The sequence below is a fragment of the Cellulomonas sp. NPDC055163 genome, assembly GCF_053607065.1.
The window spans coordinates 429,225-452,642 of record NZ_JBSGSU010000001.1 but is presented as its reverse complement, the minus strand read 5'-3'; the positions used below and the strand labels follow the sequence as shown (position 1 = coordinate 452,642).

The following is a 23,418-nucleotide window of genomic DNA, read 5'->3' as shown; positions in this document are numbered from 1 at the left end:
TGGGCCTTTGGGCTGCCTGGGTCGAGTACTTCTGTGGTCGCGAAACACCCAACGTTGGCCCGTGCGGCCCAGGCCGGGGGGTCCCCCCCCCTTGGCGCCCCCCCCCGCGTCCCCGGCCCCGGCGGGCCCTGCACGACGACAGCCCTGCACGACGACAGCCCTGCACGACGACGGACCTGCACGACCGACCGAGGAGAACCACCGTGCGACGACGCACCCCGCACCCCCGCACCCCACGCCGAGAGGCCGCGCTCCCCGGCGTGCTGATCGCCGCGCTCGCGCTCGCGGGTGCCGTCGCGACCGAGGGTCCGCCCGCGGCGGCGGCGGGCCCGCGCCCGGCCGCCGTCGCGCCCTGCACCGCCGAGGCGCCCGACGAGGGTGCGGCCGTCGCACTGGCCCAGCGGTGCGACACCGAGGTGGAGGTCGTCGCCGCGCGCACCGAGTGGAACACGACGGTCGCGCTCCCCGACGGGACGATGCGCCTGGACGTGTCGACCGCCGCGGTGCGGACCGACGAGTCGGGGGAGTGGGCGGACGTCGACAACGCGGTCGTGGCGTCGGACGGTGCGCTGAGCGTGGCGTCGGCGGTGACGCCGATGACGTTCAGCGACGGGTCGGGCGAGGAGCCGTTCGCGCGGATCGAGCGGGACGGGCACGTGCTGACGTTCGCGATGCCGTTCGACCTGCCGAGGCCGAGCGTCGCGGGTGCGCAGGTCACGTACGCCGAGGTGCTCCCGGGCGTGGACCTCGTGGTCACGGTCAACGAGGACGCGACCGGGTTCTCCGAGGTGCTGCGGGTGGACTCCCCGGAGGCTGCGGCGCACCCGGACCTCGCGAACCTGACGTTCCCGGTGGCGACGTCGGACGGCATCGAGGTCGAGGCGAAGGACGGCGGCTTCGTCGCTGCCGACGAGTCCGGTGCGGCGGTCTTCGCGAGCCCGGTGCCCGCGATGTGGGACTCCTCCGCGCCCGCTCCGGAGGCGTCGGGTGCGCCCGACGCGGCCGTGGGTGAGGAGCTCGCCGAGGGTGACCCGGTCGTCGAGCCGGTGGGCGGGGAAGAGGTCGCCGCGCTGCCCGCGGACGTCACGGCCGACGAGGTCACGGTGACCCCGGACGCCGAGATGCTCGAGAGCCCCGAGACCGTCTGGCCCGTGTTCATCGACCCGGGCGTGAGCGGCGCGCTCAACCGCCGCTCCGCGGTCCGCACCGTGTTCGGCACGAAGTACGACTTCACGGGCGACGAAGGTGTCGGCCTGTGCTCGACGGCGTCGTCGTCCACGTGCTCCTCGACGTTCCGCAGCCGCCTGCTCTACCAGTTCGCGGGGCTTCAGGGCATCGGGGACCTCGAGCCCGGGCACGTGCTGGGCGCGACGTTCGCGGTCACGGGCACGCACTCGTACAGCTGCACCCCGCAGCCCGTGACCCTCTACGCCGTCGCCGACTTCGACGCAGGCACGGCGTACCCGGGCGGCGGGTACTGGAACGCGCTGCACACCCTCACCATCGCGCACCGCGCGGGGTGCGCCGCGGGCCTGGACCCGCGACGCATCGAGTTCAACGCGACCGCGCAGGCGCAGGCCGTCGCCGCGGCGAACACGGGGCTCGCCTCGTTCGGCATCGCGTCGGACGAGTCGTCCATGGCGTACTGGAAGCGCTACGGCTGGGACGCGAGCTTCTCGGTCGTCTACAACCGTCCGCCGAACCACCCGGCCGAGGCGCGCACGACGACCCCCGAGTCGGCGTGCGTCGTCGGTGCCGGTCGGCCCACGCTCCGCTCCGCCTCGCCGGTCCTCCGCGCGCGGCTGAGCGACCCCGACGGCGGCAACGTGCATGCCAAGTTCGACATCGTGCGGGCGGACAACGGCGCCCTCGTGTGGGACCCGGCGGCGACGCCCGCTCAGGGCTCCGGCGCGGAGCACGCGGTCCAGGTGCCGGCGACCCTCGGGCAGGGCGGTCCGTTCCAGTGGCGCGTGCGCGGCATCGACGACAGCGGTGCCGTCGGCCCGGTCGCGGCGTGCGAGTTCAACGTCGACCTCGAGGCGCCCGTGATGCCCACGGTCGCACCGCTCGCGGGGCAGGCCGCGGTGTACGCCGAGGACGCGCTGCGGGGCGGTGCCGGGGTCCCGGGGCTGTTCACGTTCGGGCGCTCCACGTCGGCCGACGTCGTGAAGTTCCGGTACTCGTTCGACAACACGGGGTTCGCGAACGAGGTCCCCGCCATCACACCGAGCATCACGCACACCCCGAAGACCGGCGGCCCGCACGTGCTCTACGTGCAGTCGGTGGACGCCGCGGGGTGGCCGAGCCCGACCCGCGAGTACCGCTTCGTGGTCGACACGGCCGCGGTGAGCGACGCGTGGCGGTTCGACGAGACGAGCGGCACGACCGCGGCGAGCGTGGTCACGAGCCGCCCGAACCCGCTGGCCGTGTCGTCGTCGGTGACGCGCGTGGACGGGCTGCTGGCCGAGCTGAACGGGAAGCCGCAGGACCGGGCGCTGCAGTTCGACGAGGCATCCGACGTCGCGTCGTCGGCGGTGCGGGTGGTCGACACCGCCGGCACCTTCGGGGTCATGGCGTACGTGAAGTCCGACGACGCGGCGCGCACGGCGGTCGCGGTCAGCCAGGACGGCCGGCAGGTCAGCGGGTTCTCCCTCGGCCAGCTCTCGGACTCGCGCTGCCCCACGGCGTCGAAGACGTGCTGGGCGTTCTGGGTCCCGTCGAGCGACTCGACCGGCGCGTCGACGGTCGCCGCCGTCTCCACCGTGCCGGTGCGCGCGGGGTACTGGGTGCAGCTCGCGGCGGCCCGCACGGCGGACAACCGGCTCACCCTGTCGGTGTGCGAGATCCCGCGTGCCACCGACGACTGGGACCGGGACCCGGTGCAGGCCGCCGCGCAGCCCGCCCCGTCCGCCTGGGCAGCGGCGGGTCAGCTCCGGGTGGGGCGCGGGCTCGTCGCCGGCGCGGCGGGCAACGCCTGGCGAGGCGCCGTCGGCGAGGTCCGCACGTACACGTCCGGGGTCGACGAGGCGAAGCTGTTCACGTCGTGCCACAACCCCGCGGCGATCGTGCCGGTCCTCGACCCGGCCGCGACGCCCCCGACGGTCGTGAGGAAGAACGCCGACGGCGCCGACTTCGACGGCAACGGCAAGGCCGACGTCTTCTGGTCGAACCCGGCCGACGGGCTCTGGCGCGTCTCGTTCAACGGGACGACGCCGTGGGTCGTCGTCAACGGTGCGGGCGCGTTCACGACGGACCAGTTCCGGTTCGGCGACATCGACGGCGACGGCAGGGACGACGTGTTCTTCGCCAACCCGGGCGACGGGCGCTGGCTCGTGTCCTACGGCGCGACGAGCGCGTGGGACGCGGTCAACTCGGCCGGGGTGCCGAACGACCAGCTCGCACTCGCGGACCTCGACGGGAACGGCAAGGTCGACGTGTTCTGGTCGAACCCGGCCACCGGGGCCTGGTACGTCTCCGACGGCGCGAGGTCCGCCTGGCGGCACATCAACGGCGCCGCGGGGATCCCGACGAGCGCCCTGCGGTTCGGCGACGTCAACGGGGACGGCAAGGACGACGTGTTCCACGCCAACCCGGCGGACGGCCGCTGGTACGCCTCGTACGGCGGGGGCACCCCCTGGCAGCCGCTCGCGTACGCGAACGTCCCGAACGACCAGCTCCTGCTCGGCGACCTCACCGGCGACGGCAAGGACGACGTCTTCTGGGTCAACCCGGCGACCGGCCTCTGGTACTACTCCAGCGGCGGCCTCGAGGGCTGGCGCCAGATCAACGGCGCGCCGGGCGTCCGCACGGACCAGTTCCAGCTCGCGGACATGAGCGGCGACGGCAAGGTCGACGTGTTCTTCGCCAACCCCGGGGACGGCCGGTGGCTCGTGTCCGACGGCGGGACGTCCGGGTGGACGAGCGTGAACGGCGCGTCCGAGGCGGGCGCGCAGCCGCGCGTGCGCTGACCCCGCGACACGACGACCCGCTCCCCGGCTCAGCCCGGGAGCGGGTCGTCGTGCGTCGGTCAGCGGCGGGCGTCGGCCGACCGGCCGCGCGTCGCCGTCGTGCTCCCCGGCACGTCGTCGTCCGGCGCCCGCCACTCCTTGATCGCCGCCCACGCGACCGCGGTGATCGGAACCGCGAGGAGCGCGCCGATGATGCCGGCGAGGATCGTCCCGGCGGTCAGCGCGAGCAGGATCGCGAGCGGGTGCAGGGCGAGCGCGCGGCCGATGACGACGGGCGCGAGGAGGTCGCCCTCGAGCTGGTTCACGGCGATCACGACGACGAGGACGATCAGCGCGGTCGTCGGGCCGTTCGTGACGAGCGCGACGAGGGTCGCGAGGATGCCGGCGACGGTCGCGCCGATGAGCGGGATGAACGCGCCGAGGAACACGATGGTCGCCAGCGGCAGCGCCAGCGGGACGCCGAGGATGACCAGCGCCGCGCCGATGACCACGGCGTCGACGAGCGCGACGATGGCGGTGCCGCGCACGTAGCCGCCGAGCACCCCGACCGAGCGGTCCCCGACGCGCCACGCACGCGTCCGGCGCTCCTCGGACAGCGGCTGGATCAGGAACCCGAAGATGCTGCGACCGTCCTTCATGAGGAAGAACAGCACGACGAGGCCCAGCAGGAGCCCGGCGACGCCCTCCGCCGCGGCGGTGGCCCCGGTGATCGCGCCGCTCTGCACCTGGTCGCTCGTGAGCGCCGCGGTGAGCGACTCGCGCGCGGACGCGAGCTGCTCCTCGGTGATGCCGAGCGGGCCCTCCAGCAGGAACTTCTCGAGCTCCCCGAGCCCGCGGTCGGCCTCCTCGACGAGCGACGGCCACTCCCTGCGGATGCCGCGCCCGACGAGCCACAGGACGACGCCGAGCGTCCCGAGCCCGAGGAGCAGCGCCGCCCACGTCGCGAGCGCGCGCGGCCAGCCCCAGCGGCGGAACACGTGCACGAGGGGGCTGAACGCCGCGGCGAGGATCGCGGCGATGAGCACGGGGATGACGAGCAGCTTGACCTGCGTGAGCCCCCAGATCAGCACCGACGCCAGCGTGAGCACCAGGAGCGCCTGCGCGCTGCGGGTCGCGGCGCGGCCCAGGCCGTCGTGCCACTGGCCTGCCGGCGGCGGGGCCACGGGGCGGTGCGTCGGGCTCGGGACGGTCGTGGCGAGCGCGGCCGGTGACGGCGTGCGGGCGGGGCGTCGTCGGAAGGCGTTCATGGCGTCAACCTCCCACGGTGGGCCCGGTCCGGCGCGGCGAGGACGTGGGCGCCCACGAGCCGTCGTGCGGTCGAGCGCCGGTGCAGATGCCGGTGCCGGTGCGCCGGGGGCACGTCCGTGCTCCGCGGGAGCTCCCGCCCGACGCGCGTGCGTGCCGGTCAGGCGGCGCGTCGGGCGGCGAGAGCCGTCCCGGCCTCGGCCGCGGCCTCGCGCGCGGTGGTGTGCATGTGCGCGGCGACCTCGGCGAAGTCGTCGAGGGCGGGGTTGACGCCGACGAGCGTGAACTCCCGCTCGACGACGGTGAGGTCGGCGCCCCAGACGTCGGCGAGGATGCGGCGCAGGTAGTCGGTGTTGTGGTCCCAGCCCTCGCGCGGGGTCCCGGCGCCGTACGCGCCGCCGCGGGTCGTGACGAGGACGGTGGGGGTCCCGTCGAGCAGGCGCGTGCCCTGCGGCGCGCCGGCGATCGCCAGGTCGATCCAGGCCTTCGCGTGCTGCGAGACCCCGAAGTTGTAGAGCGGAAGCGCGAGGACGACGCTCGTCGCGGCCTGCAGCTCGGCGGCGACCTCCTGGGCGAGGGCGACGGCCGCGCGCTGCGCGTCGCTCCGGTCGGCCTCCGGCGTGAAGCTGCCGGCGATCGCGGTGGCCCAGGCGTCGGCGGGCAGCGGCTCCTCACCGAGGTGGCGCCGTACGACGGGCGCGTGGGGGTGCGCGGCGACGACGCGGTCGAGGACGACGTCGGCGAGGGCGCTGCTGGCGGAGCGGTCGCCCTGGATGCTGGCGTCGACGCGGAGCACGGTCATGGGATTCTCCTCAGGTGGGGACTTGAGCGTTCAAGTCGCACAGTAGGCCGCACGACTTGAATGTTCAAGTCGTGGCATAGGATCGCCGCGTGACCGACGACGAGCCCCGCGCCTCCGTGGCCGAGCCCGACGTCCCCTGGCTCTCCGACCAGCAGCAGGGCGAGTGGCGGGCCCTCGCCCGCATGCTCATGGACCTGCCGCCCGCCCTGGACGCGCAGCTCAAGCGCGACGCCGGGCTCAACACCTTCGAGTACCAGGTGCTCGCCGCGCTGTCCGAGTCGCCCGCCCGCACGCTCGTCCTCAGCGACCTGGCCGCGCACGCGCGCGGGTCGCTGTCCCGGCTCTCGCACGCCGTCACGCGGCTCGAGCGCGCCGGCTGGGTCGAGCGGCGCAGCTGCACCGACCGCGCCGGGCGGCACACCGAGGCCCGGCTCACCGACTCGGGCCTCGCGCGGCTCGAGGAGGTCGCCCCCGGGCACGTCCGAGCGGTGCGGCGGCTCGTGGTCGACGTGCTCAGCGCCGAGCAGCTCACCCAGCTCGCGGCTGCCGCCCGGGCGATCGCCGACGCGACGCAGGCCGAGCCGCCCGACGAGAGCCGGCCGGACGGCAGCTGCTGACCCGCGTCCCTCCGCCCGGGCCGGCGGGCCGAGGTGCCGCCGGGCCCGGGCGTGCCGCGCGACCTACGGCTTGACCGCTCGCACGATCGCGCCGTGCAGGCCGGGCGCGACCTCGTGCGTGAAGGTCACGCTCGCGTCGGTGAACCCGGCGGCGGTCAGCCCGTCGAGGTACTCCCGGCGGGAGAGCGCTCCGGCGATGCACCCGACGTGGCTGCCGCGCTCGCCGCGCTGCTCGGGGGTCACGTCGTCGTCGGCCACGACGTCGGAGATGCCGACGCGGCCGCCGGGCGCGAGCACGCGAAACACCTCCGCGAGCACCGCGGGCTTGTCGACCGAGAGGTTGACGACGCAGTTGGAGATCACGACGTCGACGGCCGCGTCCGGCAGCGGGAGGGCCTCGATGCGGCCCTCGAGGAACTCGACGTTCGTCGCGCCCGCGGTCGCGGCGTTGCTGCGCGCGAGGTCGAGCATCTCCGGCGTCATGTCGACGCCGTACGCGAAGCCGGTCGGGCCGACGCGCCGGGCGGACAGCAGCACGTCGATGCCGCCGCCGGAGCCGAGGTCGAGCACGCGCTCGCCGGGGCGCAGGTCGGCGACGGCCGTCGGGTTGCCGCAGCCGAGCGACGCGAGGAGCGCGGCCTCGGGGATCGCCGCAGCGTCGTCGACGTCGTAGAGCGCTCCGCCGAACCGGTCCCCGGTCTCGCGGGCCTGCGTGGGGCCGCAGCACGTCGCCTCGGCCTGTGCGTGCGTGTCGGCACCGACCCCCGCCCCGTCCGGCGCGCAGCACGCCCCACCGCCCGGCGCCGCACCGCCCGGCGCCGCACCGCCCGGCGCCGCACCGCCCGGCGCCGTGCTGCGGGTCACGGCGAGCGCCGCCTCCGCGTAGCGCCTGCGCACCTGCTCGACGAGGTCCTCGGTCATGTCGTCCTCCACGGTCGGTCGGGCCCAGCGGCCCCGCTCTCGGCGACGCATCGATATGCGTCGATATGTAGACCCTGACCCAGGAATCGACAGATGTCAATGTCTGCGGCACGATCAGACCCGTGAGTGCTCCCACGCTGCTTCCCGTCCTCGACGTCACCGCCTGCTGCACCCCGCTCGACGGGGGCACGCTCGCCCGGGACGACGCCGAGAACCTCGCACGGGTCCTCAAGGCTCTGGCCGACCCGGCCCGCCTCCAGCTGCTCTCGCACATCGCGTCGAGCGACGAGCCCGTCTGCGCGTGCGACCTCAACGACGTCGTCGGCCTGGCGCAGCCGACCGTCTCGCACCACCTCACGACGCTCGTCCGGGCGGGCATCCTCACGCGCGAGAAGCGCGGGGTGTGGGCGTACTACACGGTCGTGCCCGGGGCGCTCGCCGCGCTCGCGGACGTCCTGCGGCACGCGGGCGCGCCCACCGGCTGAGCCCGCGCGGCCGCCGCCGGGCCAGGGTGACGTCAGCGCCCCCGCGGCCCCCGCAGCATCTGCACCTCGACGGGTCCGTGCGGCCGCAGCACCGTGACCTCGCCGACCACCCGGAACCCGAAGCCCTCGTAGTAGCGCACGTTCTCCTCGCGCGAGGTCTCGAGGTAGCACGCCGACCCGGTCCGGTCGGCGGCGGCGAGCACGGGCGCGAGGAGCCGCCGGCCGTGACCGCGGCGCTGCGCGTCGGGCCGGACGCCCAGCACCTCGAGGTACCAGGCGCCCTCGGGCGGCACCGCGTCGAGCAGGCCGGCCTCGACCGCGGACCCGAACCGGGCCAGCGCGGCCGTGCGCCACGGGTGCCGCAGCGCGACGGGCACGAGCGGGGCGAGCGTGCGCAGCTTGCGCAGCGCCGTCATCGGGTACGCGCCCGGCGGGTACCAGACGGCGACGCCCGCGACCCCGGCGTCGTCGTGCACCCCCAGGACGTGCCCGTGGTGCAGGCCGTCGGTCAGCCCGATGTGGTGGATCGCGTCGAGCGCGCGGCGCCGGACGCCCGGCTCCGGCAGCACGTGGGCGAAGCCGGGGTCCCCGCGCAGCGCGCTCGAGAGCATCCGCGCGGCGGCCCGCACCGACGCGCGCCCGGTCGGCAGCGGCGTCGCGGACTCGGGAAGGTGCATGCGTCCAGGCTCTCCCACCCCGGCCGGCGCGGCGACCGGCGGAGGTCCCACGCCCGCCAGCGGGTCAGCGCGCCTCGTAGACCACGAGTGCGACGTCGTCGCGTGCACCCTCCTCGAGCAGAGTCCCGATCAGGAGGTCGCCCAGCTGGTGCACGGGCCGCTGCGCGAGGGTCGCGACCGCGGTCCGGGCCAGCCGGTCCAGCCCGTCGCCGAGCCCCTCGCCACGGCGCTCGACCAGCCCGTCCGTGTACAGCAGGAGCGTCTCGCCGCGCTCGAACGTCGTGGTGGCCTGCGGGCGCGGGTGCGGGGCCAACCCCAGCAGCGTGCCGGTGGCGTCGCCGAGCCAGCGCGCCCCCGACCTCGACAGCAGCAGCGGCGGCGGGTGGCCGGCCTTCGAGTAGGTGACGGTGCGGGCCTTCTCGTCGACGACCGCGCACACGACGCTCGCGCACTCCGCGCCGGGGAGCGTCGCCGCGAAGCGGTCGAGCCCGTCGAGGGTAGCCGCGGGCGCGAGGTCCTGGAGCAGCAGCGCGCGGGCGGCGCTGCGCAGCTGGCCCATCACGGCTGCGGCGCCGAGGCCGTGACCCACGCAGTCGCCCACGACGAGCCCGAACCGCTGGTCGCCGAGGGGTACCACGTCGTACCAGTCGCCGCCGACGGCGAGCCGGTCGTCCGCCGGCCGGTAGCGCGTGTGCCAGCCGGGCGAGCCGGGGTCCTCCGGCAGCATCGCGGCCTGCAGCGCGGACGAGACCGCCTGGAGCTCGTCGACCTGCTTCTGGTGCGCGATCGCCACCGCGAGCGCGTTGCCGAGCGACGCGGCGAGGAGGTGCAGGAACAGCTGCTGCGCCTCGTCGTCGGGGCGCAGCGGGTTGCCCGTGAGCGCGACGACGCCGAGGGGCGCGTCACCGAGGACCGCGGAGACCGGCTCGACGAGCGTGCCTCCGGACCTCTCGGCGACACGTGTGTCGCACACGCGCTGCAGCACCTCGGGCGGGGCTCCACCCGCGCCCGGGGCGGCCGCGCCGGCGAGGTCGTGCGTCGAGAGCAGCGGGACCAGGCCGTCGGGCGTGCTCAGGTGCACGTCCGCGCGCGTGACGTCGGGGCTGCCCCGCAGGACGTCGGCGGCGACCTTGGCGGTCAGCTCGATGTCGAGCTTGACCCGGTGCAGGCTCGTCGAGAGGGTGCCGAGCGTCTCGAACCGCCGGCTCGCGACGACCCGGTCCGTGGTCTCGCCCACGATGCAGAGCATGCCGGCGACGTCGTCGTGGTCGTCGAGCAGCGCGCTGTAGGAGAACGTGAACGACGCCTCCTCGGCGAACCCCGAACGCTCGGTCAGCAGGCGCAGGTCCTCGAAGAACAACGACCTGCCGGTCGACGTCACGGTGTCGACGAGCGGGCCGACCGAGTCCCAGATGTCGGACCAGACGTCGGCCATCGCGGCGCCCATCGCCCGGGGGTGCTTCGTGGTCCCCAGCATGCGGCTGTAGCCCTCGTTGTAGATCATGGTCCGCTCTGGTCCCCAGGCGACGAAGACGGGGAACTCGGTGCTGAAGCAGATCCGCACGGCTGCGCGCAGGTCGCGCGGCCAGGACCTCGGGGGGCCGATCGGCGTCGACGCCCAGTCCACGGAGCGCGCGAGGGCGCCGGTGGGCGTCGTGCCCGTCGAGCGGGCCAACCACGTGTCGGGCACGGTTCAGCCTAAGGCGCGGACCGTGCACCGCACCCGGAGCGGGGACGGGCGCGCCGCTCCGGGTGCGACGACTTCACCTGCTCGGCGGGGCCGTGCCTGACGACGTCACGTCGTGCCCGCGTCAGAGCGTGCGCTGCCAGATCGCCTCGACGCCGACAGGGCGGAAGCCGAGCGCGACGTTGATCGCGAGCATGTGCGCGTTCTCCTCGGCGTTCCAGGTGTGGATCCGCCGGGTCGCCGGGCGCACCCGGGCCGTGTGGCGCAGGTTCGCCGCCTTGACCAGCATCCCGAGCCGGTGGCCCCGGTGCTCCCGGAGCACGAGGGTCGCGTCCTGCCACGCGCACCCCGGCTGCGACACCGAGGTCTCGAGCTGCGTGACCGCGGCGAGGCGGCCCGTCGGGACGTGCTCGGCGACGGTCACCAGGAAGCCGCGACCGGTCGCGGCGGCGACCCGCTCGTGGTGCCGTACGCGGGCCCCGTCCCACGGGTCCTCCTCGAGGTCGAGCCCGGCCTGGGGGATGTCCGTGCTCATCCGTGTGAGCAGCACCGCGACGTCGTCGAGCCACGCGTCGGGCGCCCGGTCGGTCCACGAGTGGACGCGGTAGCCGGGCCCGGCGACCGACGCGGCAGCGTGCAGGTGGCGGGCGAGCACCGTGTCGTCGAGCGGGACGTCGAGCACGCTGCACCGCTCGGCCTGCTCCGGCCGGTACCCGCGCCGGGCGGCGAACCGGACGCCCGGGGCGGAGGCGTCGAGGCGTCCGCTGCCGGACGCGGCCGTGAGCGCGTCCGGGTGCTCCGCGGGCGGTTCCCCGCGGTGCGACGTCGTGACCAGCGTGGTCGTGCGTCCGCGCTCGGCCGCCCGGCGCTCCGCGACGTCCATCAGCGCCGACCCGATCCCCTCGCGCCGGCGGTCGGGGTCGACCCACACGTCGAGCTCGGCCAGGTGCGCGTTGCCCGTGCGCGGCAGCTCGACCACTGCGGCGCCGACCACGTCCCGGTCCCGGACCTCTGCCGCGCCCCCTGCCGGCTGCCTCCGACCGGCCTCCGCCGCGACCGCGACGAGCACGACCCGCTCGGTGTACTCCTGGTCGCGCAGCGTCCCGAGCCAGTGCTGCACGGGCTCCGTGAAGTCGTCGTGGCCCCACGAGCGCCGCTGCACCTCGGCGTGCAGCCGGTGCGCGCCCACGACCGGGCCGGCCGCCCGATCCACGACGCTCGGCGGCAGCGCCGCCTCGACCACCGACCACGCCGTCATCCCGCGAGCGTCGCACCGGGCGCGATCACGGTCGAGGGTTTCCGCAGGGACGGCGGCGGGCCGGAGCGGACCTATCCTCGACGCCGTGACGAGCGAGCGCGGCTGCGGGACGCGGCCCCCCGGTGCCGTCCCGGGCCTGACCGCGTGCAGCCTGTGCGCGGGCGAGACGCTCGGGTCCGGCGACGCGCTCGACGGCGGTCAGCTCGCGCGGCTCCGGGCGCTCGCGGCCCGCGGCACCGCGCAGCTCACGCTGTCCGAGTGCCTCGACGAGTGCGAGCGCGGGGACGTCGTCGTCGTGCGCCCGAGCGGCGACGCCCGCCGTACGGCCGGTGGCCGGCCCGTCTGGTTCGAGCGCGTGGCGGGCGACGAGCTGACGGGGGTGCTCGCGGGGTGGCTCGACGCGGGCGGCCCGGGCGCCGAGCCGGTGCCGGGCGCGCTCACGCCCCACGTCCTCGTGCGCGGCGGCGAGCCCGGCGCGTAGGCGACGTCTCTCCTGCGCCCGCCTCACTCCTCGCCGCTGAGGAAGACCTCCGGCTCGTCGCGCGGCGGGCGGGGCCGGTCACCCGTCCTGGTGCTGCCCGTACAGCAGGACGGGTGAGCTCATCGAGGGCCGGGCTCACCGGCTCGTGCCCATGATGTCGTCGAGCATCGCGTCGAAGGAGGAGGGTTCGTCGTCCGGCAGGGGAGCCAGTGTGACGCCCAACCCGAGCGCACGAGCGATCGCCAGCACGCGTGAGAGCTCGGTGCCGGGTTGCCTGCCGCGCTCGACGTCGACGACGAGCTGGCGCGAGGCTCCGGCGGTCTGCGCCAGGTGGGCCTGCGTCCAGCCCTGGGTGACACCCCGGGATGTCGCACTACCGTGACACCCCGGAATGTCGCAGTACCGCGACAGGTGCGCGAGTCGCGACATCATGACGGGCTCGGGCGGGCAGCGGTGTCGTCGCCGCCCCGCAGGCTGCCGACCATGCTCCGCAGGATCCGGAGCGCGGCGGACCGGTCGTCGGCGGTGAGCCCGGAGAGCATCCGGAGCTCGACGGAGCGGACGGCCGCGCTCGCCTCGTCCAGGCTCCGGCGCCCGCGTTCCGTGAGCTGCACCGGGAGCGCCTTGCCGACGGGGGCCTGCGCAGGCCGGGTGACCCAGCCGTCCCGTTCGAGCGCCTGGAGCAGCACGTTCATCGACTGCCGCGTGACGAACGCGCCGCGCGCGAGCTCGGCGCTCGACAGCCCGGGTCGCTGCGCCAGGAGCTCGAGGCACGAGTAGTGCGTCACGTTCATCCCGAGCGGGCGCAGCACCTCCTCCATCGCGGCGCGCAGGGCGCTCGACGCCTCCTTGAGCAGGTAGCCCAGCGACGTGTCGAGGTCGATGCGAGCGCCGTCTTGCGTCATGTCAATATCCTGACATACAGTGCCGGTGTCAGAAAACTGACACAGGGATACCCGAGGAGCGCCCATGCCCGTCACCGGCCCCGACTTCGTCTCGCTCCAGGTGCGCGACCTCGCCGCCTCGCAGGCGTTCTACGAGCAGCACCTCGGCCTCGTCCGCTCCCCGGCCGGCCCGCCGCACGCCGTCGTCTTCTCGACGAGCCCGATCGCGTTCGCGCTGCGTGACGTCGTGCCCGGCACCGACCTCGACTCCGCCGCGCGCCCCGGCATCGGCGCCGCGATCTGGCTCCACGCCACGGACGTCCAGGCCATCCACGACGCGCTCGTCGCCGACGGCCGCACGATCGTCTCCGCCCCGGTCGACGGGCCCTTCGGCCGGACCTTCACCTTCGCGGACCCCGACGGCTACCACGTCACCCTGCACGACCGCGCCTGACGGCCGACCGCGGCGCCGTCGCGCACCCGCGTGTCCCGGTGCCGGGCGGCGCCGTCCTGCGTGCGAGCATCGCCCGGTGCCTCCTCACGTGCTGCTGCTGACCTTCGACGACCCCGACGGCCACGACATCGAGACCCCAGGCGTCGTCGACGCGCTGCGCGCCCGCGGCGCGACCGTGACCGTCTCCCCGTGGCGTGCACCGGCGGTCGCGGACGTCCCCGCGGACGTCGTGGTGATCCGGTCGACGTGGGACTACCAGGAGCACCCCGAGGAGTTCCGCGCGGTCCTGGGTGCGTTCGCGGCGCCGGTGCTCAATCCGCTCGACGTGGTCCGCTGGAACCTGCACAAGTCCTACCTGCTCGAGCTCGCCGCGGCGGGTGTCCCGACGGTGCCGACGACGCTCGTCCCGGCCGGCAGCGACGCCGCGCTGCCCCCGGTCGACGCCCCCGAGGTGGTGCTCAAGCCCGCGGTCTCCGCGAACGCCTGGGGGCTCGGGCGGTTCCCCACGGGCTCACCGGCGGCGGCGGACCACCTGCGCACGCTCACCACCACCGGCGACGTCCTCGTGCAGCCGTACCTCCCGGAGATCGTCGCGGGGGAGCGGTCGGTCGTCGTGATCGGCGGGCGCGTCTCGCACGGCGTCCGCAAGACGCCCGCCGCCGGGGACTTCCGGGTGCAGGCGAGCTACGGCGGGACCGACGCGGCGCACACCCCGACCGACGCGGAGGTCGCCGTCGCGCACGCCGCGCTCGCGTGCGTGCCCGGGGGGTCGGACGCGCTGCTGTACGCGCGGGTCGACCTCGTCGGGCCCGAGGACGCGCCGCTGCTCATCGAGCTCGAGCTCGTCGAGCCCGAGCTGTTCCTCGACCTCGCACCCGGCTCGGCGGAGCGCTTCGCCGACGCGCTGCTCGCACGGCTCTAGGGTCGTCGCGACGACGCCGTCCACCACCCGCGGAGGTCACGCACGGGCTCGGCCCGGAACCCGATCCTGCCGGGGTGCTACCCGGACCCGTCGTTCTGCCGCGCCGGGGAGGACTACTACCTCGTCACCTCGACGTTCGACCACCTCCCCGGCTCGCCGGTCCACCGCAGCCGGGACCTGATCAGCTGGGAGCCGGTCGGCCACGCGATCCACCGGCCAGGCCAGCTCGACCTCACCGGCGTCCGGTCGTCGCACGGGCTGTTCGCGCCGACGCTGCGGCACCACGACGGCCGGTTCTGGATCGTCTGCACGCTCGTCGGGCAGCCCGAGGGCGCGCCCGGCGGCAACGTCTACGTCGCGGCGACGGACCCCGCCGGGCCGCGACGTCGTCGCCGTGCACCGGCGCGGCGGCGTCGACTACGAGCGCGGGCGCGGGCGCGTCACGCTCGCAACGGCCGGCCGACGTCCACGACGGTGACCGCGCACATGGTCGAGTACCTGACGCCGGGCTCCCGGCCCCGGAGCCCCCCGCTGACGTCTAGGGTGCGAGCCGGGCGGGCACCGACGCGTCGAGCAGGACGGCACACGCTCGCGACGGACGCGGGCGATGGTCCCAAACATGATGTGCAAACCGGTTGAAGACCCCTATCCTGGTAGTTTGAAACGAGAATGGGGGCGACATGGCCGGCTCACCGACACCACCACCCGTCCGGCGTGCCATGAGCAGGATCGGCTCGGACCTGGCCTCGTGGCGAAAGCTCCGCGGGCTCACGGCGGCGGAGGTCGCGGAGCGCGCCGGGCTGAGCGTGAACACCGTCGGGCGGCTCGAGTCGGGCGACGGAGCCACCCTCGAGAACACCCTGCGCGTCGCGCGCGCGCTAGGGATCCTCGACCCCGTCACCGGCGCGTTCGACCCGTACACCACCGACATCGGGCGGATGCGCGCCGACGAGCAGCTACCGGCGCGGGTCCGCCGGCCACGCACCGTCTGATGGGACCGATCACCGTCCACACGACCGTGGACCCGAGGACAGCGGTCCCCCGCGTCGTCGGCACCCTGTACACGCACCACCGTCGCGGCGTCGCGTCGGCGACGTTCACCTACGACGCCGGGTACGTAGCCGCGCGAGGCGCGTACGGGATCGACCCGTCATTGCCGCTGGCGACCGGTCAGTGGCACACGGACGTGGGGCAGGCGATGTTCGGTGCGTTGACCGACTGCGCGCCCGACCGATGGGGACGCACTCTGCTCAGACGGCAGGAGGCCGGGCTCGCCGCAGCGGAGAGCAGACCCGCGCGTGAGCTCGGCGAGGGCGACTACCTTCTGGGTGTCCGCGACGACCTGCGCCAAGGAGCGCTGCGGCTGAGCGTGGACGAGGGCCCGTTCCTCGCTCAGGACGGCACCGGCGTCCCGACCCTGACCGAGCTTCCGGAGCTCCTGCAGATCGCCGCCGACTACGAACGTCACGAGGACGTCGGCCTGTCGGAGATCCGTCGCCTCGTCGGGGCGGGCTCGTCGCTCGGTGGTGCTCGACCCAAGACTCACGTCCGCGATACCGACGGGCGTCTCGCGATCGCGAAGTTCCCTTCCGAGGGCGACGCGTGGGACGTCATGGCGTGGGAGCAGGTCGCTCTCGACCTCGCGGCCGCCGCCGGGATCACCGTTCCCACCTCGCGGCTCGTCACGATCGCCGGCCGGCAGGTCCTCGTCCTCGACCGGTTCGACCGCGCTCCTGACGGGCGGCGAATCGGCTACGTGTCCGCGATGACGATGCTGGAGGCCGTCGACCACGACCCCCGGACGTACCTCGACATCGCCGAGGCGATCGAACAGCACTCCGACCAGGTCGTCGCCGATCTGCACGAGCTCTGGCGCCGGATGGTCCTCGGGGTGCTGCTGCACAACACCGACGACCACCTCCGCAACCACGGCTTCTTGCACGCTGGTGGCGGCAGGTGGCGTCTCGCCCCAGCGTTCGACATCAATCCCAATCCCGACCCCGGGACCCACGCCACGACCCTCAGTGATGCGCACCCCGAGTCCACGCTCGTCGCCGCACTCGACGTCGCGCCGTACTTCCGCCTCGACGCCACCGCAGCCCGCCGAGTGCTCACGCACGTCGTGGAGGTGGTGCGGCAGTGGAGGGAGGTCGCGGCTCGACACGGCATCAGCCGGTCGCAGGTGAACCGGATGGAGCCGGCTCTCGCCGCTGTGGTGGCCCCGTGAGCGCCGGCGACGGCACCCGGTCGGCGAGTTGTGCGCGTCGGCCCCGCGGTGGAAGGTAAGCGACCGGGAAGGAGACCCATGACCCCGCCGCCCGCCCCCACGCGGACCGAACGCCTCGACGCGCTGCCCTTCACGCGTGAGCACCTGCGACTCCTGCTGGGCTCGGGCGCCGGGTGGGCGCTCGACGCGCTCGACGTCGGGCTCATCTCGTTCGTGCTCGCGCAGCTCGCCGTGCAGTGGGGTGCGTCGCCGGCGGAGCTGTCGTGGATCGCGTCGGCCGGGTTCGTCGGGATGGCGCTCGGCGCGAGCCTCGGCGGTCTGCTCGCGGACCGCGTCGGGCGGCGCTCCGTGTTCGCGATCACGCTGCTGGTGTACGGGCTCGCGACCGGCGCGTCGGCGCTCGCGGGGTCCGTCGCCGCGCTGATCGTGCTGCGGTTCGTCGTCGGCCTGGGGCTCGGCGCGGAGCTGCCCGTCGCGTCGACGCTCGTGAGCGAGTTCGCGCCGCCGCGGATCCGGGGCCGGGTCGTCGTCGCGCTCGAGGCGTTCTGGGCCGTCGGCTGGACCCTCGCGGCCGTCGTGGGGTACCTCGTCGTCCCGGCATCCGAGAACGGGTGGCGCTGGGCGCTCGCGATCGGCGCGGTCCCCGCCCTCTACTCCGCGGTCGTGCGCACGGTGCTGCCCGAGTCGGTGCGGTTCCTCGAGTCGCGCGGCCGCGTCGTCGAGGCGGAGGCCGTCGTGACCCGGTTCGAGCGGTCCGCCGGCGTCGCGCCCGAGCCGGCGTTCGTGGCCCGCGCGACGCCGACCGCGGGCGGGTCGTGGACCCCGAAGCCGATGGTGCCCGGCCCGCGCCGACCGCCGGCCGACGAGTCCGACCCCGTCGAGCGCGACGGCACCCGCTCCCGGCCCACCGGCCCCCAGCCGCGCGGGACCCGGGTGGCCGCCCTGTTCGCGCCGTCGTTCCGCCGCCGCACCGTGGCGCTGTGGGTCGTGTGGTTCACCGTCAACTTCGCGTACTACGGCGCGTTCATCTGGCTCCCGACGATCCTCGTGGCCGACGGGTTCACGCTCGTGCGCTCGTTCGAGTACACGCTGTGGATCACGCTCGCCCAGCTCCCCGGGTACGCCGCCTCGGCCGTGCTCGTCGAGGTGTGGGGGCGGCGCCGCACGCTGGCCGCGTTCCTCGTCGGCTCCGCGGTGGGCGCCGCGCTGTTCGCGTCCGCGGACTCCGAGCAGGGCGTGCTCGTGACCGGGATGCTGCTCTCGTTCTTCAACCTCGGGGCGTGGGGCGCCCTGTACGCGGTCACCCCCGAGCTGTACCCGACGTCGATGCGGGGGACCGGGGCCGGGGCCGCCGCGGGGTTCGGGCGGATCGCCTCGGTGCTCGCCCCGCTCGCGGTGCCGTTCCTGCGCGACGCGGGCGGCACGTCGCTGCTGTTCGGGGTCTTCGCGGCGGTCTTCGTGGTCGCCGCGGCCGGCGCGTTCACCCTCCCGGAACGCCGAGGTCTCCCGCTGGACGAGTAGACGACCTACGCTGCGCGCGTGGCGGACACCTCGCAGGACTCCCCACGGGCGACGACGCCCGTACCCGTGCCTCGTCGGCGCGTGCTCGCGTGGGCGCTGTGGGACTGGGGGTCCGCCGCGTTCCAGGCCGTCATCACGACGTTCGTGTTCACGCGGTGGATCACGTCCGACGCGTTCGTCGACCCGGCGACCGTCGCGGCCGCCGAGGCGGAGGCCGGTGGTGTGGGGCCGGCCACCGCGCTGCTCGACGCGACGCTCGCGGACCACTCGGCGTGGCTCGGGTGGGGGCTCGCGGGCGCCGGGGTGCTGATCGCGCTGCTCGCGCCCGTGACCGGCTCGAGCGCCGACCGCACCGGGCGACGCAAGCGGTGGCTCGGCATCCACACGGCCATCACGGTGCTCATCAGCGTCTCGATGTTCTTCGTCACGCCGGACCCGGCCTCGCTCGAGCAGAACCTGCTGCTCGGGATCTTCCTGCTGGCGGCCGGGCACGTGTTCTTCGAGCTGGCCGGGGTCAACTACAACGCGATGCTCGCCCAGGTGTCGACGCCCGGGACGGTCGGCAAGGTCAGCGGCATCGGCTGGGGCGCCGGGTACGTCGGCGGGATCGTGCTGCTGCTGATCCTCTTCGTCGGGTTCATCGACCCGGAGGTCGGCTGGTTCGGGGTCACGGACCAGGACGGGCTCGACATCCGCGTCGCGGTGCTGTTCTCCGCGCTCTGGTTCGCGGTGTTCGCGCTGCCGGTCTTCCTCGCGGTCCCCGAGCTCCCCGGCGAGGGCCGGCCGCAGCGCCGCGGTGTCGTCGCCGCGTACCGGGCGCTCGGCGCCGACGTCGTCCGGCTGTGGCGCACGAGCCGCCCGACGGTCCACTTCCTCGTCGCGAGCGCCGTCTACCGCGACGGGCTCTCGGGGGTGTTCGTGTTCGGCGCGATCATCGCCTCGACGACGTTCGGGTTCTCCGCGGGGCAGGTCATCCAGTTCGCGATCGCCGCGAACGTCGTCGCCGGGCTCGCGACGGTCGCCGCGGGCTGGCTCGACGACCGGATCGGGCCCAAGGCGGTCGTGGTGGGCTCGCTCGTCGGGCTCGTGGTCTCGGGCACCGCGGTGTTCCTGCTGCACGACGCGGGCCAGCAGGCGTTCTGGGTCTTCGGGCTGCTGCTGTGCGTGTTCGTCGGGCCCGCGCAGTCCGCGAGCCGCTCGCTGCTCGCGCGCCTGAGCCCCGAGGGTCACGAGAGCGAGCTCTTCGGGCTCTACGCCACGACGGGGCGCGCCGCGGGCTTCCTCGCGTCGTTCGCGTTCTCGACGACCATCGCGATCGCCGGTGCGCAGTACTGGGGCGTGCTCGGCATCATGGTCGTGCTGCTGCTCGGGCTCGCGCTGCTGCTCCCGGTGAAGGTCGGTGGCCGGGACGCGTCCGGCGCCCCCGGGCCGACGGGTGCCGCGCCCGGTGACGCCCCGCGAGGGGCACGATGATCCCGTGACCGAGTGGGAGCCCGACGCCCTGCCGGGGTGGCAGGCGCGCACGCTCGACCTCGGGGTCGACGAGGACGGGCCGGTCGTCGCGACGCTCGTGCGCCGTGCCCCGTCCGGCGCGGCCCCCGGACCCGCGGTGCTGTACGTGCACGGCTACAACGACTACTACTTCCAGACCCACCTCGCCGCGGCGTTCGAGGCCCACGGGTACACGTTCTACGCGCTCGACCTGCGGCGCTGCGGGCGCTCGATCCGCCCGTGGACCACCCCGCACTACTGCACCGACCTGCGCGAGTACGCCGAGGACCTCACGCTCGCCGCCCGGATCCTGCGCGACGAGCTCGGGCACGACCGGCTCGTCGTGAACGCGCACTCGACCGGCGGGCTCACCGCGAGCCTCTGGGCGCACAGCGTCCGGGAGACCGACCTGCTCGACGCGCTCGTGCTCAACTCGCCGTGGTTCGACCTCAACGCGCACTGGTTCGACCGGGTCGTCTCGACCCGCGTGCTCGACGCGCTCGGGCCCCTCGACCCCCGCCGCGTGATCGGCGGCGGCCCGTCGGCGTACTCGCGCAGCCTGCACGTGAGCAACGGTGGCGAGTGGGAGTACGACCTCGAGCTCAAGCCGCCCGGGGGCTACCCGCCGCGCGCCGGCTGGATGCGGGCCGTCCGGCGGGGGCACGCCCGGCTCTCGCGCGGGCTCGACGTCCGGGTCCCCGTGCTCGTGTGCTCGGCGGCGCGCAGCGGCCCCAACAGCGAGGACAACCCGGACCTGCGCTGCTCCGACACCGTGCTCGACGTCCGCCAGATCGCGTACCGGGCCCCTCTGCTCGGCGCCGACGTGACGTACGAGCCGATCGAGGGCGCCGTGCACGACCTCGCCCTGTCCGCGCGCCCCGCCCGGGACACGTACCTCGCGGTCGTCCTCGGCTGGCTCGACGCCCGCTCGCGGGAGTGGCGCACGCCCGCCGGCACGGCCAGCATGGAGCGCACGACGACCTGAGGAGCGACATGCCCGACCTGCAGACCCTGACCTGGCGACACCTCGAGGCCGCGCAGCAGGCCCCGAACGGGCGCAGCGCCGAGCGGGTGGTGCACGACGGCGAGCTGCGGCAGACGGTCATCGCGCTCGCGGCCGGGCAGGAGCTCGGCGAGCACAACGCCCCGCACGCGGCGACGCTCCAGGTGCTGCACGGGCTCGTCCGGGTCACCTCCTCGAGCGTGACGACGACGTCACGCTGCCGACCGGCTCCCTGCACCAGATCACGCACGAGCGCCACGGCGTCACGGCCGAGGAGGACTCGGTGTTCCTCCTGACGACCGTCACGGGGATCGACGAGCCGGCCGACGAGCGCGAGGCCCGCACCAGCTGAGCCGCCGGCACCGGCCCCGCACAGGACCTGCACGGACGCGCGCGCCGATCACCGCGGCGCGCCCTGCCCGATCGGGCAGGATGACGGACGGACCGCACGGAGGCAGCCGCGCGGCCGCAGGGGGCCGAAGGGATCCGACGTGGGCGTCGCGGTGCAGCAGGGTGTGCAGGGTCGGACGGCGGCCGGGAGCGACGTGGGTGCACGGCCCCGGCGCGGTGGGGCCGCCGGGCGGCGGGTCGCGGCGGTGCTCGGCGCGGTGCTCGCGCTCGGGTGGGTCACGGCGTGCACGCCCGAGGGGCCGGACCCGGAGGTGACCGCCGACGCGCTCGCGAAGGCGCTGTCGACGGGCACGTTCGACGGGGTGACGCTCACCGGCGCGACCGCCACGGAGGCCGCCGCGCAGCGCACCGCCGCGTTCGAGGGGCTCGCCCCGTGGCAGCCGACGGTGACCGCCGCGGAGCCCGTGGTCGACGACGAGGACCCCGAGCAGGCCACCTCGACTCTCACGTACACGTGGGACGTCGACGCGAGCGACACCGACTGGACGTACGAGACGACCGCCCGGCTGACCCGCGTCGACGACGAGTGGCAGGCCGCCTGGTCGACGTACCTCCTGGCCCGCGACCTCGTGCCCGGCGAGACGCTGACGGTCCGGCGCACGCCCGCGGCCCGCGCCGACGTGCTCGGCGCCGGCGGCGAGCCGATCGTCACGAGCCGCGACGTGCGCCGCATCGGCATCGACAAGACGCGGGTCGCGGCGCCCGAGCAGCCCGCCGCCGCCGAGGGGCTCGCGACGGCCCTCGGCATGGACCCGGTCGCGTACGCGGCGCAGGTCGCCGCCGCCGGCGAGAAGGCGTTCGTGCAGGCGATCGTCGTGCGGTCCGGCGACCCGGCGTACGACCCGGAGGCGCTCGGCGCGCTGCCCGGCGTCAACGTCGTCGCGGGCACGCTGCCGCTCGCCCCGACCCGCCGCTTCGCCCGCCCGCTCCTGGGCACCGTCGGCGAGGCGACCGCCGAGATCGTCGAGGAGTCGAAGGGCGCGGTCGCGGCCGGGGACGTCGCCGGGCTGAGCGGCCTGCAGCGGCAGTACGACGCGCAGCTGCGCGGCCTGCCCGGGCTCGCGGTCGTCGCCGTCGCGGCCGACGGCGTCGCCGAGCGTGAGCTCGTCCGCTCCGAGCCGGTCGCCGGTCAGCCGCTCGTGACGACGCTCGACGTCCGGCTCCAGGACGCCGCCGAGTCGATCCTCGAGCCCGTCGAGGTGCCGTCCGCGATCGTCGCGCTCCGCCCCTCGACGGGCGACGTGCTCGTGGCCGCGAGCGGTCCGGGCAGCGCCGGGCTGTCGACCGCGACGGTCGGGAAGTACGCGCCCGGCTCGACGCTCAAGGTCGCGACGTCGCTCGCGCTGCTGCGCGCGGGCCTGACCCCGGACTCGACGCTGAGCTGCCCGCCGACCGTCTCGGTCGAGGGCCGGGAGTTCCGCAACTACCCCGGCTACCCGGCGGACGCGATCGGCGACATCCCGCTGCGCTCGGCGCTCGCGAGCTCGTGCAACACGGCGTTCATCGGCGCGCGCGACCGGGTCCCGCAGGAGGCGCTGGCATCGGCCGCGGCGTCGCTCGGGCTCGGGGCAGCGGCCGACGTCGGCTTCCCGGCGTTCCTCGGGTCCGTCCCCGCGGAGTCCGAGGGCACCGACCACGCGGCGTCGATGATCGGGCAGGGTCGCACCGAGGCGTCGCCGCTCGCGATGGCCCGTGTCGCCGCGTCGGTCGGTGCGGGCGCGCTCGTGACCCCGCGGCTCGTCATCCCGCCCGAGGGCGGGGCGGCCACGCCGGACCCGGGCACCGAGGCCGCCGGGGCGTCCGCCGCACCGTCGGAGGCCGCCGCCGGCGCCACCGCGACGCCCGTGCCGCTCACCGCCGCCGAGGCCGACGCGCTGCGCGGCCTGATGCGTGCGTTCGTGACGGAGGGCGGCGGGGACTTCCTGCAGGACGAGCCCGGCGGCGAGGTGCTCGCCAAGAGCGGCACCGCGCAGTTCGGCTCCGCGGACGCTCTGCAGAACCACGCGTGGATGATCGCGGTCCAGGGTGACCTCGCGGTCGCGGTGTTCGTCGAGGTGGGCGACTACGGCTCGACGACGTCGGGTCCGCTGCTCGAGGCCTTCCTGGCGTCGGTCCACGGCGCCTGATCCGGGCGGGCCGTGCCGCGTGTGGCGGCGTGCGCCGCCGGGCGGTCCGTGCGGCCTGGTGACGCGACCGGGAGGCGGCCGCGGAGGACGGGGGTGCCGATCCCGTGCCGGTGGTGGGTGCCGGTGACCGGTGCCGCTGGTGGTGCCGGTGGAGGGGTGGTGGGGGGGGGGGGGGGCCCCCCCACCCCCCCCCCCCCCCCCCCCCCCCCCCCCCCCCCCCCCCGCCCCCCCCCCCCGT

General features: G+C 75.2%; 22 protein-coding genes. 14 read left to right on the top strand and 8 right to left on the bottom strand.

The features are described from left to right. Positions 1-203 precede the first annotated feature (203 nt). Positions 204-3,968, top strand: a complete 3,765-nt coding sequence (locus tag ACWFNE_RS01990; RefSeq protein WP_452120781.1) for an FG-GAP repeat domain-containing protein — start codon at positions 204-206, stop codon at positions 3,966-3,968. Positions 3,969-4,027: 59 nt separating this feature from the next. On the opposite strand, the gene ACWFNE_RS01985 is transcribed toward ACWFNE_RS01990, so the two are convergent. Together ACWFNE_RS01985 and ACWFNE_RS01980 are read right to left on the bottom strand one after the other, a co-directional pair. Further along, positions 4,028-5,215, bottom strand: a complete 1,188-nt coding sequence (locus tag ACWFNE_RS01985) for an AI-2E family transporter (protein WP_452120780.1) — start codon at positions 5,213-5,215, stop codon at positions 4,028-4,030. A gap of 158 nt (positions 5,216-5,373) precedes the next feature. Next, the gene (locus ACWFNE_RS01980) at positions 5,374-6,015 is read right to left on the bottom strand and encodes an FMN-dependent NADH-azoreductase (RefSeq protein WP_452120779.1); all 642 of its coding nucleotides are present in this window, start codon (positions 6,013-6,015) and stop codon (positions 5,374-5,376) included. A gap of 89 nt (positions 6,016-6,104) precedes the next feature. On the opposite strand from ACWFNE_RS01980, the gene ACWFNE_RS01975 reads away from it, so the two are divergent. After that, entirely contained in the window at positions 6,105-6,632 is a 528-nt protein-coding gene (locus ACWFNE_RS01975) for a MarR family winged helix-turn-helix transcriptional regulator (RefSeq protein WP_452120778.1), read from the top strand. Positions 6,633-6,695: 63 nt separating this feature from the next. Here the strand turns inward: ACWFNE_RS01975 and arsM are convergent, their stop codons facing one another. Then, positions 6,696-7,553: an arsenite methyltransferase gene (gene arsM / locus ACWFNE_RS01970; protein WP_452120777.1), complete on the bottom strand. Its 858-nt coding sequence runs from the start codon at positions 7,551-7,553 to the stop codon at positions 6,696-6,698. A gap of 122 nt (positions 7,554-7,675) precedes the next feature. On the opposite strand from arsM, the gene ACWFNE_RS01965 reads away from it, so the two are divergent. Continuing rightward, a complete protein-coding gene (locus ACWFNE_RS01965; RefSeq protein WP_452120776.1) occupies positions 7,676-8,038 on the top strand; it encodes an ArsR/SmtB family transcription factor in 363 nt (120 codons plus the stop codon). Between the two features lie 32 nt (positions 8,039-8,070). Here ACWFNE_RS01965 and ACWFNE_RS01960 read toward each other — a convergent pair whose 3' ends face one another. From ACWFNE_RS01960 to ACWFNE_RS01950, 3 genes are all read right to left on the bottom strand, one after another. Next, the gene (locus tag ACWFNE_RS01960) at positions 8,071-8,715 is read right to left on the bottom strand and encodes a GNAT family N-acetyltransferase (RefSeq protein ID WP_452120775.1); all 645 of its coding nucleotides are present in this window, start codon (positions 8,713-8,715) and stop codon (positions 8,071-8,073) included. Positions 8,716-8,779: 64 nt separating this feature from the next. Next, the gene (locus tag ACWFNE_RS01955) at positions 8,780-10,405 is read right to left on the bottom strand and encodes a PP2C family protein-serine/threonine phosphatase (protein ID WP_452120774.1); all 1,626 of its coding nucleotides are present in this window, start codon (positions 10,403-10,405) and stop codon (positions 8,780-8,782) included. Positions 10,406-10,526: 121 nt separating this feature from the next. Beyond that, positions 10,527-11,660, bottom strand: a complete 1,134-nt coding sequence (locus tag ACWFNE_RS01950; RefSeq protein WP_452120773.1) for a GNAT family N-acetyltransferase — start codon at positions 11,658-11,660, stop codon at positions 10,527-10,529. 85 nt (positions 11,661-11,745) lie between these two features. Between ACWFNE_RS01950 and ACWFNE_RS01945 the strand changes: the two genes are divergently transcribed. After that, positions 11,746-12,141, top strand: coding sequence for a hypothetical protein (locus ACWFNE_RS01945; protein WP_452120772.1), 396 nt, complete (start codon positions 11,746-11,748; stop codon positions 12,139-12,141). A gap of 135 nt (positions 12,142-12,276) precedes the next feature. Here the strand turns inward: ACWFNE_RS01945 and ACWFNE_RS01940 are convergent, their stop codons facing one another. Further along, positions 12,277-12,573, bottom strand: coding sequence for a helix-turn-helix transcriptional regulator (locus ACWFNE_RS01940; RefSeq protein WP_452120771.1), 297 nt, complete (start codon positions 12,571-12,573; stop codon positions 12,277-12,279). Further along, positions 12,570-13,046 carry a MarR family winged helix-turn-helix transcriptional regulator gene (locus ACWFNE_RS01935; RefSeq protein WP_452120770.1) on the bottom strand — a complete coding sequence of 159 codons (477 nt, stop codon included), beginning with the start codon at positions 13,044-13,046 and terminating at the stop codon, positions 12,570-12,572. Before ACWFNE_RS01935 ends, ACWFNE_RS01940 begins: the two co-directional genes overlap by 4 nt. 64 nt (positions 13,047-13,110) lie before the next feature. Here ACWFNE_RS01935 and ACWFNE_RS01930 point away from each other — a divergent pair, with 64 nt between their 5' ends. The 10 genes from ACWFNE_RS01930 to ACWFNE_RS01885 all read left to right on the top strand — a co-directional run bounded on the left by ACWFNE_RS01930 (position 13,111) and on the right by ACWFNE_RS01885 (position 23,180). Further along, positions 13,111-13,479, top strand: coding sequence for a VOC family protein (locus ACWFNE_RS01930; RefSeq protein ID WP_452120769.1), 369 nt, complete (start codon positions 13,111-13,113; stop codon positions 13,477-13,479). 76 nt (positions 13,480-13,555) lie between these two features. Then, positions 13,556-14,401, top strand: coding sequence for an ATP-grasp domain-containing protein (locus ACWFNE_RS01925; protein WP_452120768.1), 846 nt, complete (start codon positions 13,556-13,558; stop codon positions 14,399-14,401). A 63-nt stretch (positions 14,402-14,464) separates the two neighbouring features. Then, positions 14,465-15,040, top strand: coding sequence for a family 43 glycosylhydrolase (locus ACWFNE_RS01920; RefSeq protein ID WP_452121127.1), 576 nt, complete (start codon positions 14,465-14,467; stop codon positions 15,038-15,040). A gap of 80 nt (positions 15,041-15,120) precedes the next feature. After that, the gene (locus ACWFNE_RS01915) at positions 15,121-15,393 is read left to right on the top strand and encodes a helix-turn-helix domain-containing protein (RefSeq protein WP_452120767.1); all 273 of its coding nucleotides are present in this window, start codon (positions 15,121-15,123) and stop codon (positions 15,391-15,393) included. Beyond that, entirely contained in the window at positions 15,393-16,628 is a 1,236-nt protein-coding gene (locus ACWFNE_RS01910; RefSeq protein WP_452120766.1) for a type II toxin-antitoxin system HipA family toxin, read from the top strand. The genes ACWFNE_RS01915 and ACWFNE_RS01910 overlap by 1 nt, the downstream gene beginning before the upstream one ends. 78 nt (positions 16,629-16,706) lie before the next feature. Beyond that, positions 16,707-18,149 carry an MFS transporter gene (locus tag ACWFNE_RS01905; RefSeq protein WP_452120765.1) on the top strand — a complete coding sequence of 481 codons (1,443 nt, stop codon included), beginning with the start codon at positions 16,707-16,709 and terminating at the stop codon, positions 18,147-18,149. Between the two features lie 18 nt (positions 18,150-18,167). Beyond that, complete coding sequence (locus ACWFNE_RS01900) at positions 18,168-19,622, top strand: MFS transporter (protein ID WP_452120764.1); 1,455 nt, start codon at positions 18,168-18,170, stop codon at positions 19,620-19,622. A 4-nt stretch (positions 19,623-19,626) separates the two neighbouring features. Continuing rightward, the gene (locus tag ACWFNE_RS01895) at positions 19,627-20,625 is read left to right on the top strand and encodes an alpha/beta hydrolase (protein ID WP_452120763.1); all 999 of its coding nucleotides are present in this window, start codon (positions 19,627-19,629) and stop codon (positions 20,623-20,625) included. An 8-nt stretch (positions 20,626-20,633) separates the two neighbouring features. Next, positions 20,634-20,939, top strand: a complete 306-nt coding sequence (locus tag ACWFNE_RS01890; RefSeq protein ID WP_452120762.1) for a cupin — start codon at positions 20,634-20,636, stop codon at positions 20,937-20,939. Between the two features lie 249 nt (positions 20,940-21,188). After that, positions 21,189-23,180 carry a penicillin-binding transpeptidase domain-containing protein gene (locus tag ACWFNE_RS01885; RefSeq protein WP_452120761.1) on the top strand — a complete coding sequence of 664 codons (1,992 nt, stop codon included), beginning with the start codon at positions 21,189-21,191 and terminating at the stop codon, positions 23,178-23,180. The last annotated feature ends 238 nt before the right edge of the window (positions 23,181-23,418 follow it).

Excerpts from the sequence above, each read along its gene's own strand:
- ACWFNE_RS01985 (WP_452120780.1), bottom strand. The coding sequence starts at position 5,215 with ATGAACGCCTTCCGACGACGCCCCGCCCGCACGCCGTCACCGGCCGCG.
- ACWFNE_RS01980 (WP_452120779.1), bottom strand. The coding sequence starts at position 6,015 with ATGACCGTGCTCCGCGTCGACGCCAGCATCCAGGGCGACCGCTCCGCC.
- arsM (WP_452120777.1), bottom strand. The coding sequence starts at position 7,553 with ATGACCGAGGACCTCGTCGAGCAGGTGCGCAGGCGCTACGCGGAGGCG.
- ACWFNE_RS01960 (WP_452120775.1), bottom strand. The coding sequence starts at position 8,715 with ATGCACCTTCCCGAGTCCGCGACGCCGCTGCCGACCGGGCGCGCGTCG.
- ACWFNE_RS01950 (WP_452120773.1), bottom strand. The coding sequence starts at position 11,660 with ATGACGGCGTGGTCGGTGGTCGAGGCGGCGCTGCCGCCGAGCGTCGTG.
- ACWFNE_RS01940 (WP_452120771.1), bottom strand. The coding sequence starts at position 12,573 with ATGATGTCGCGACTCGCGCACCTGTCGCGGTACTGCGACATTCCGGGG.
- ACWFNE_RS01935 (WP_452120770.1), bottom strand. The coding sequence starts at position 13,046 with ATGACGCAAGACGGCGCTCGCATCGACCTCGACACGTCGCTGGGCTAC.
- ACWFNE_RS01930 (WP_452120769.1), top strand. The coding sequence starts at position 13,111 with ATGCCCGTCACCGGCCCCGACTTCGTCTCGCTCCAGGTGCGCGACCTC.
- ACWFNE_RS01915 (WP_452120767.1), top strand. The coding sequence starts at position 15,121 with ATGAGCAGGATCGGCTCGGACCTGGCCTCGTGGCGAAAGCTCCGCGGG.
- ACWFNE_RS01910 (WP_452120766.1), top strand. The coding sequence starts at position 15,393 with ATGGGACCGATCACCGTCCACACGACCGTGGACCCGAGGACAGCGGTC.
- ACWFNE_RS01905 (WP_452120765.1), top strand. The coding sequence starts at position 16,707 with ATGACCCCGCCGCCCGCCCCCACGCGGACCGAACGCCTCGACGCGCTG.
- ACWFNE_RS01890 (WP_452120762.1), top strand. The coding sequence starts at position 20,634 with ATGCCCGACCTGCAGACCCTGACCTGGCGACACCTCGAGGCCGCGCAG.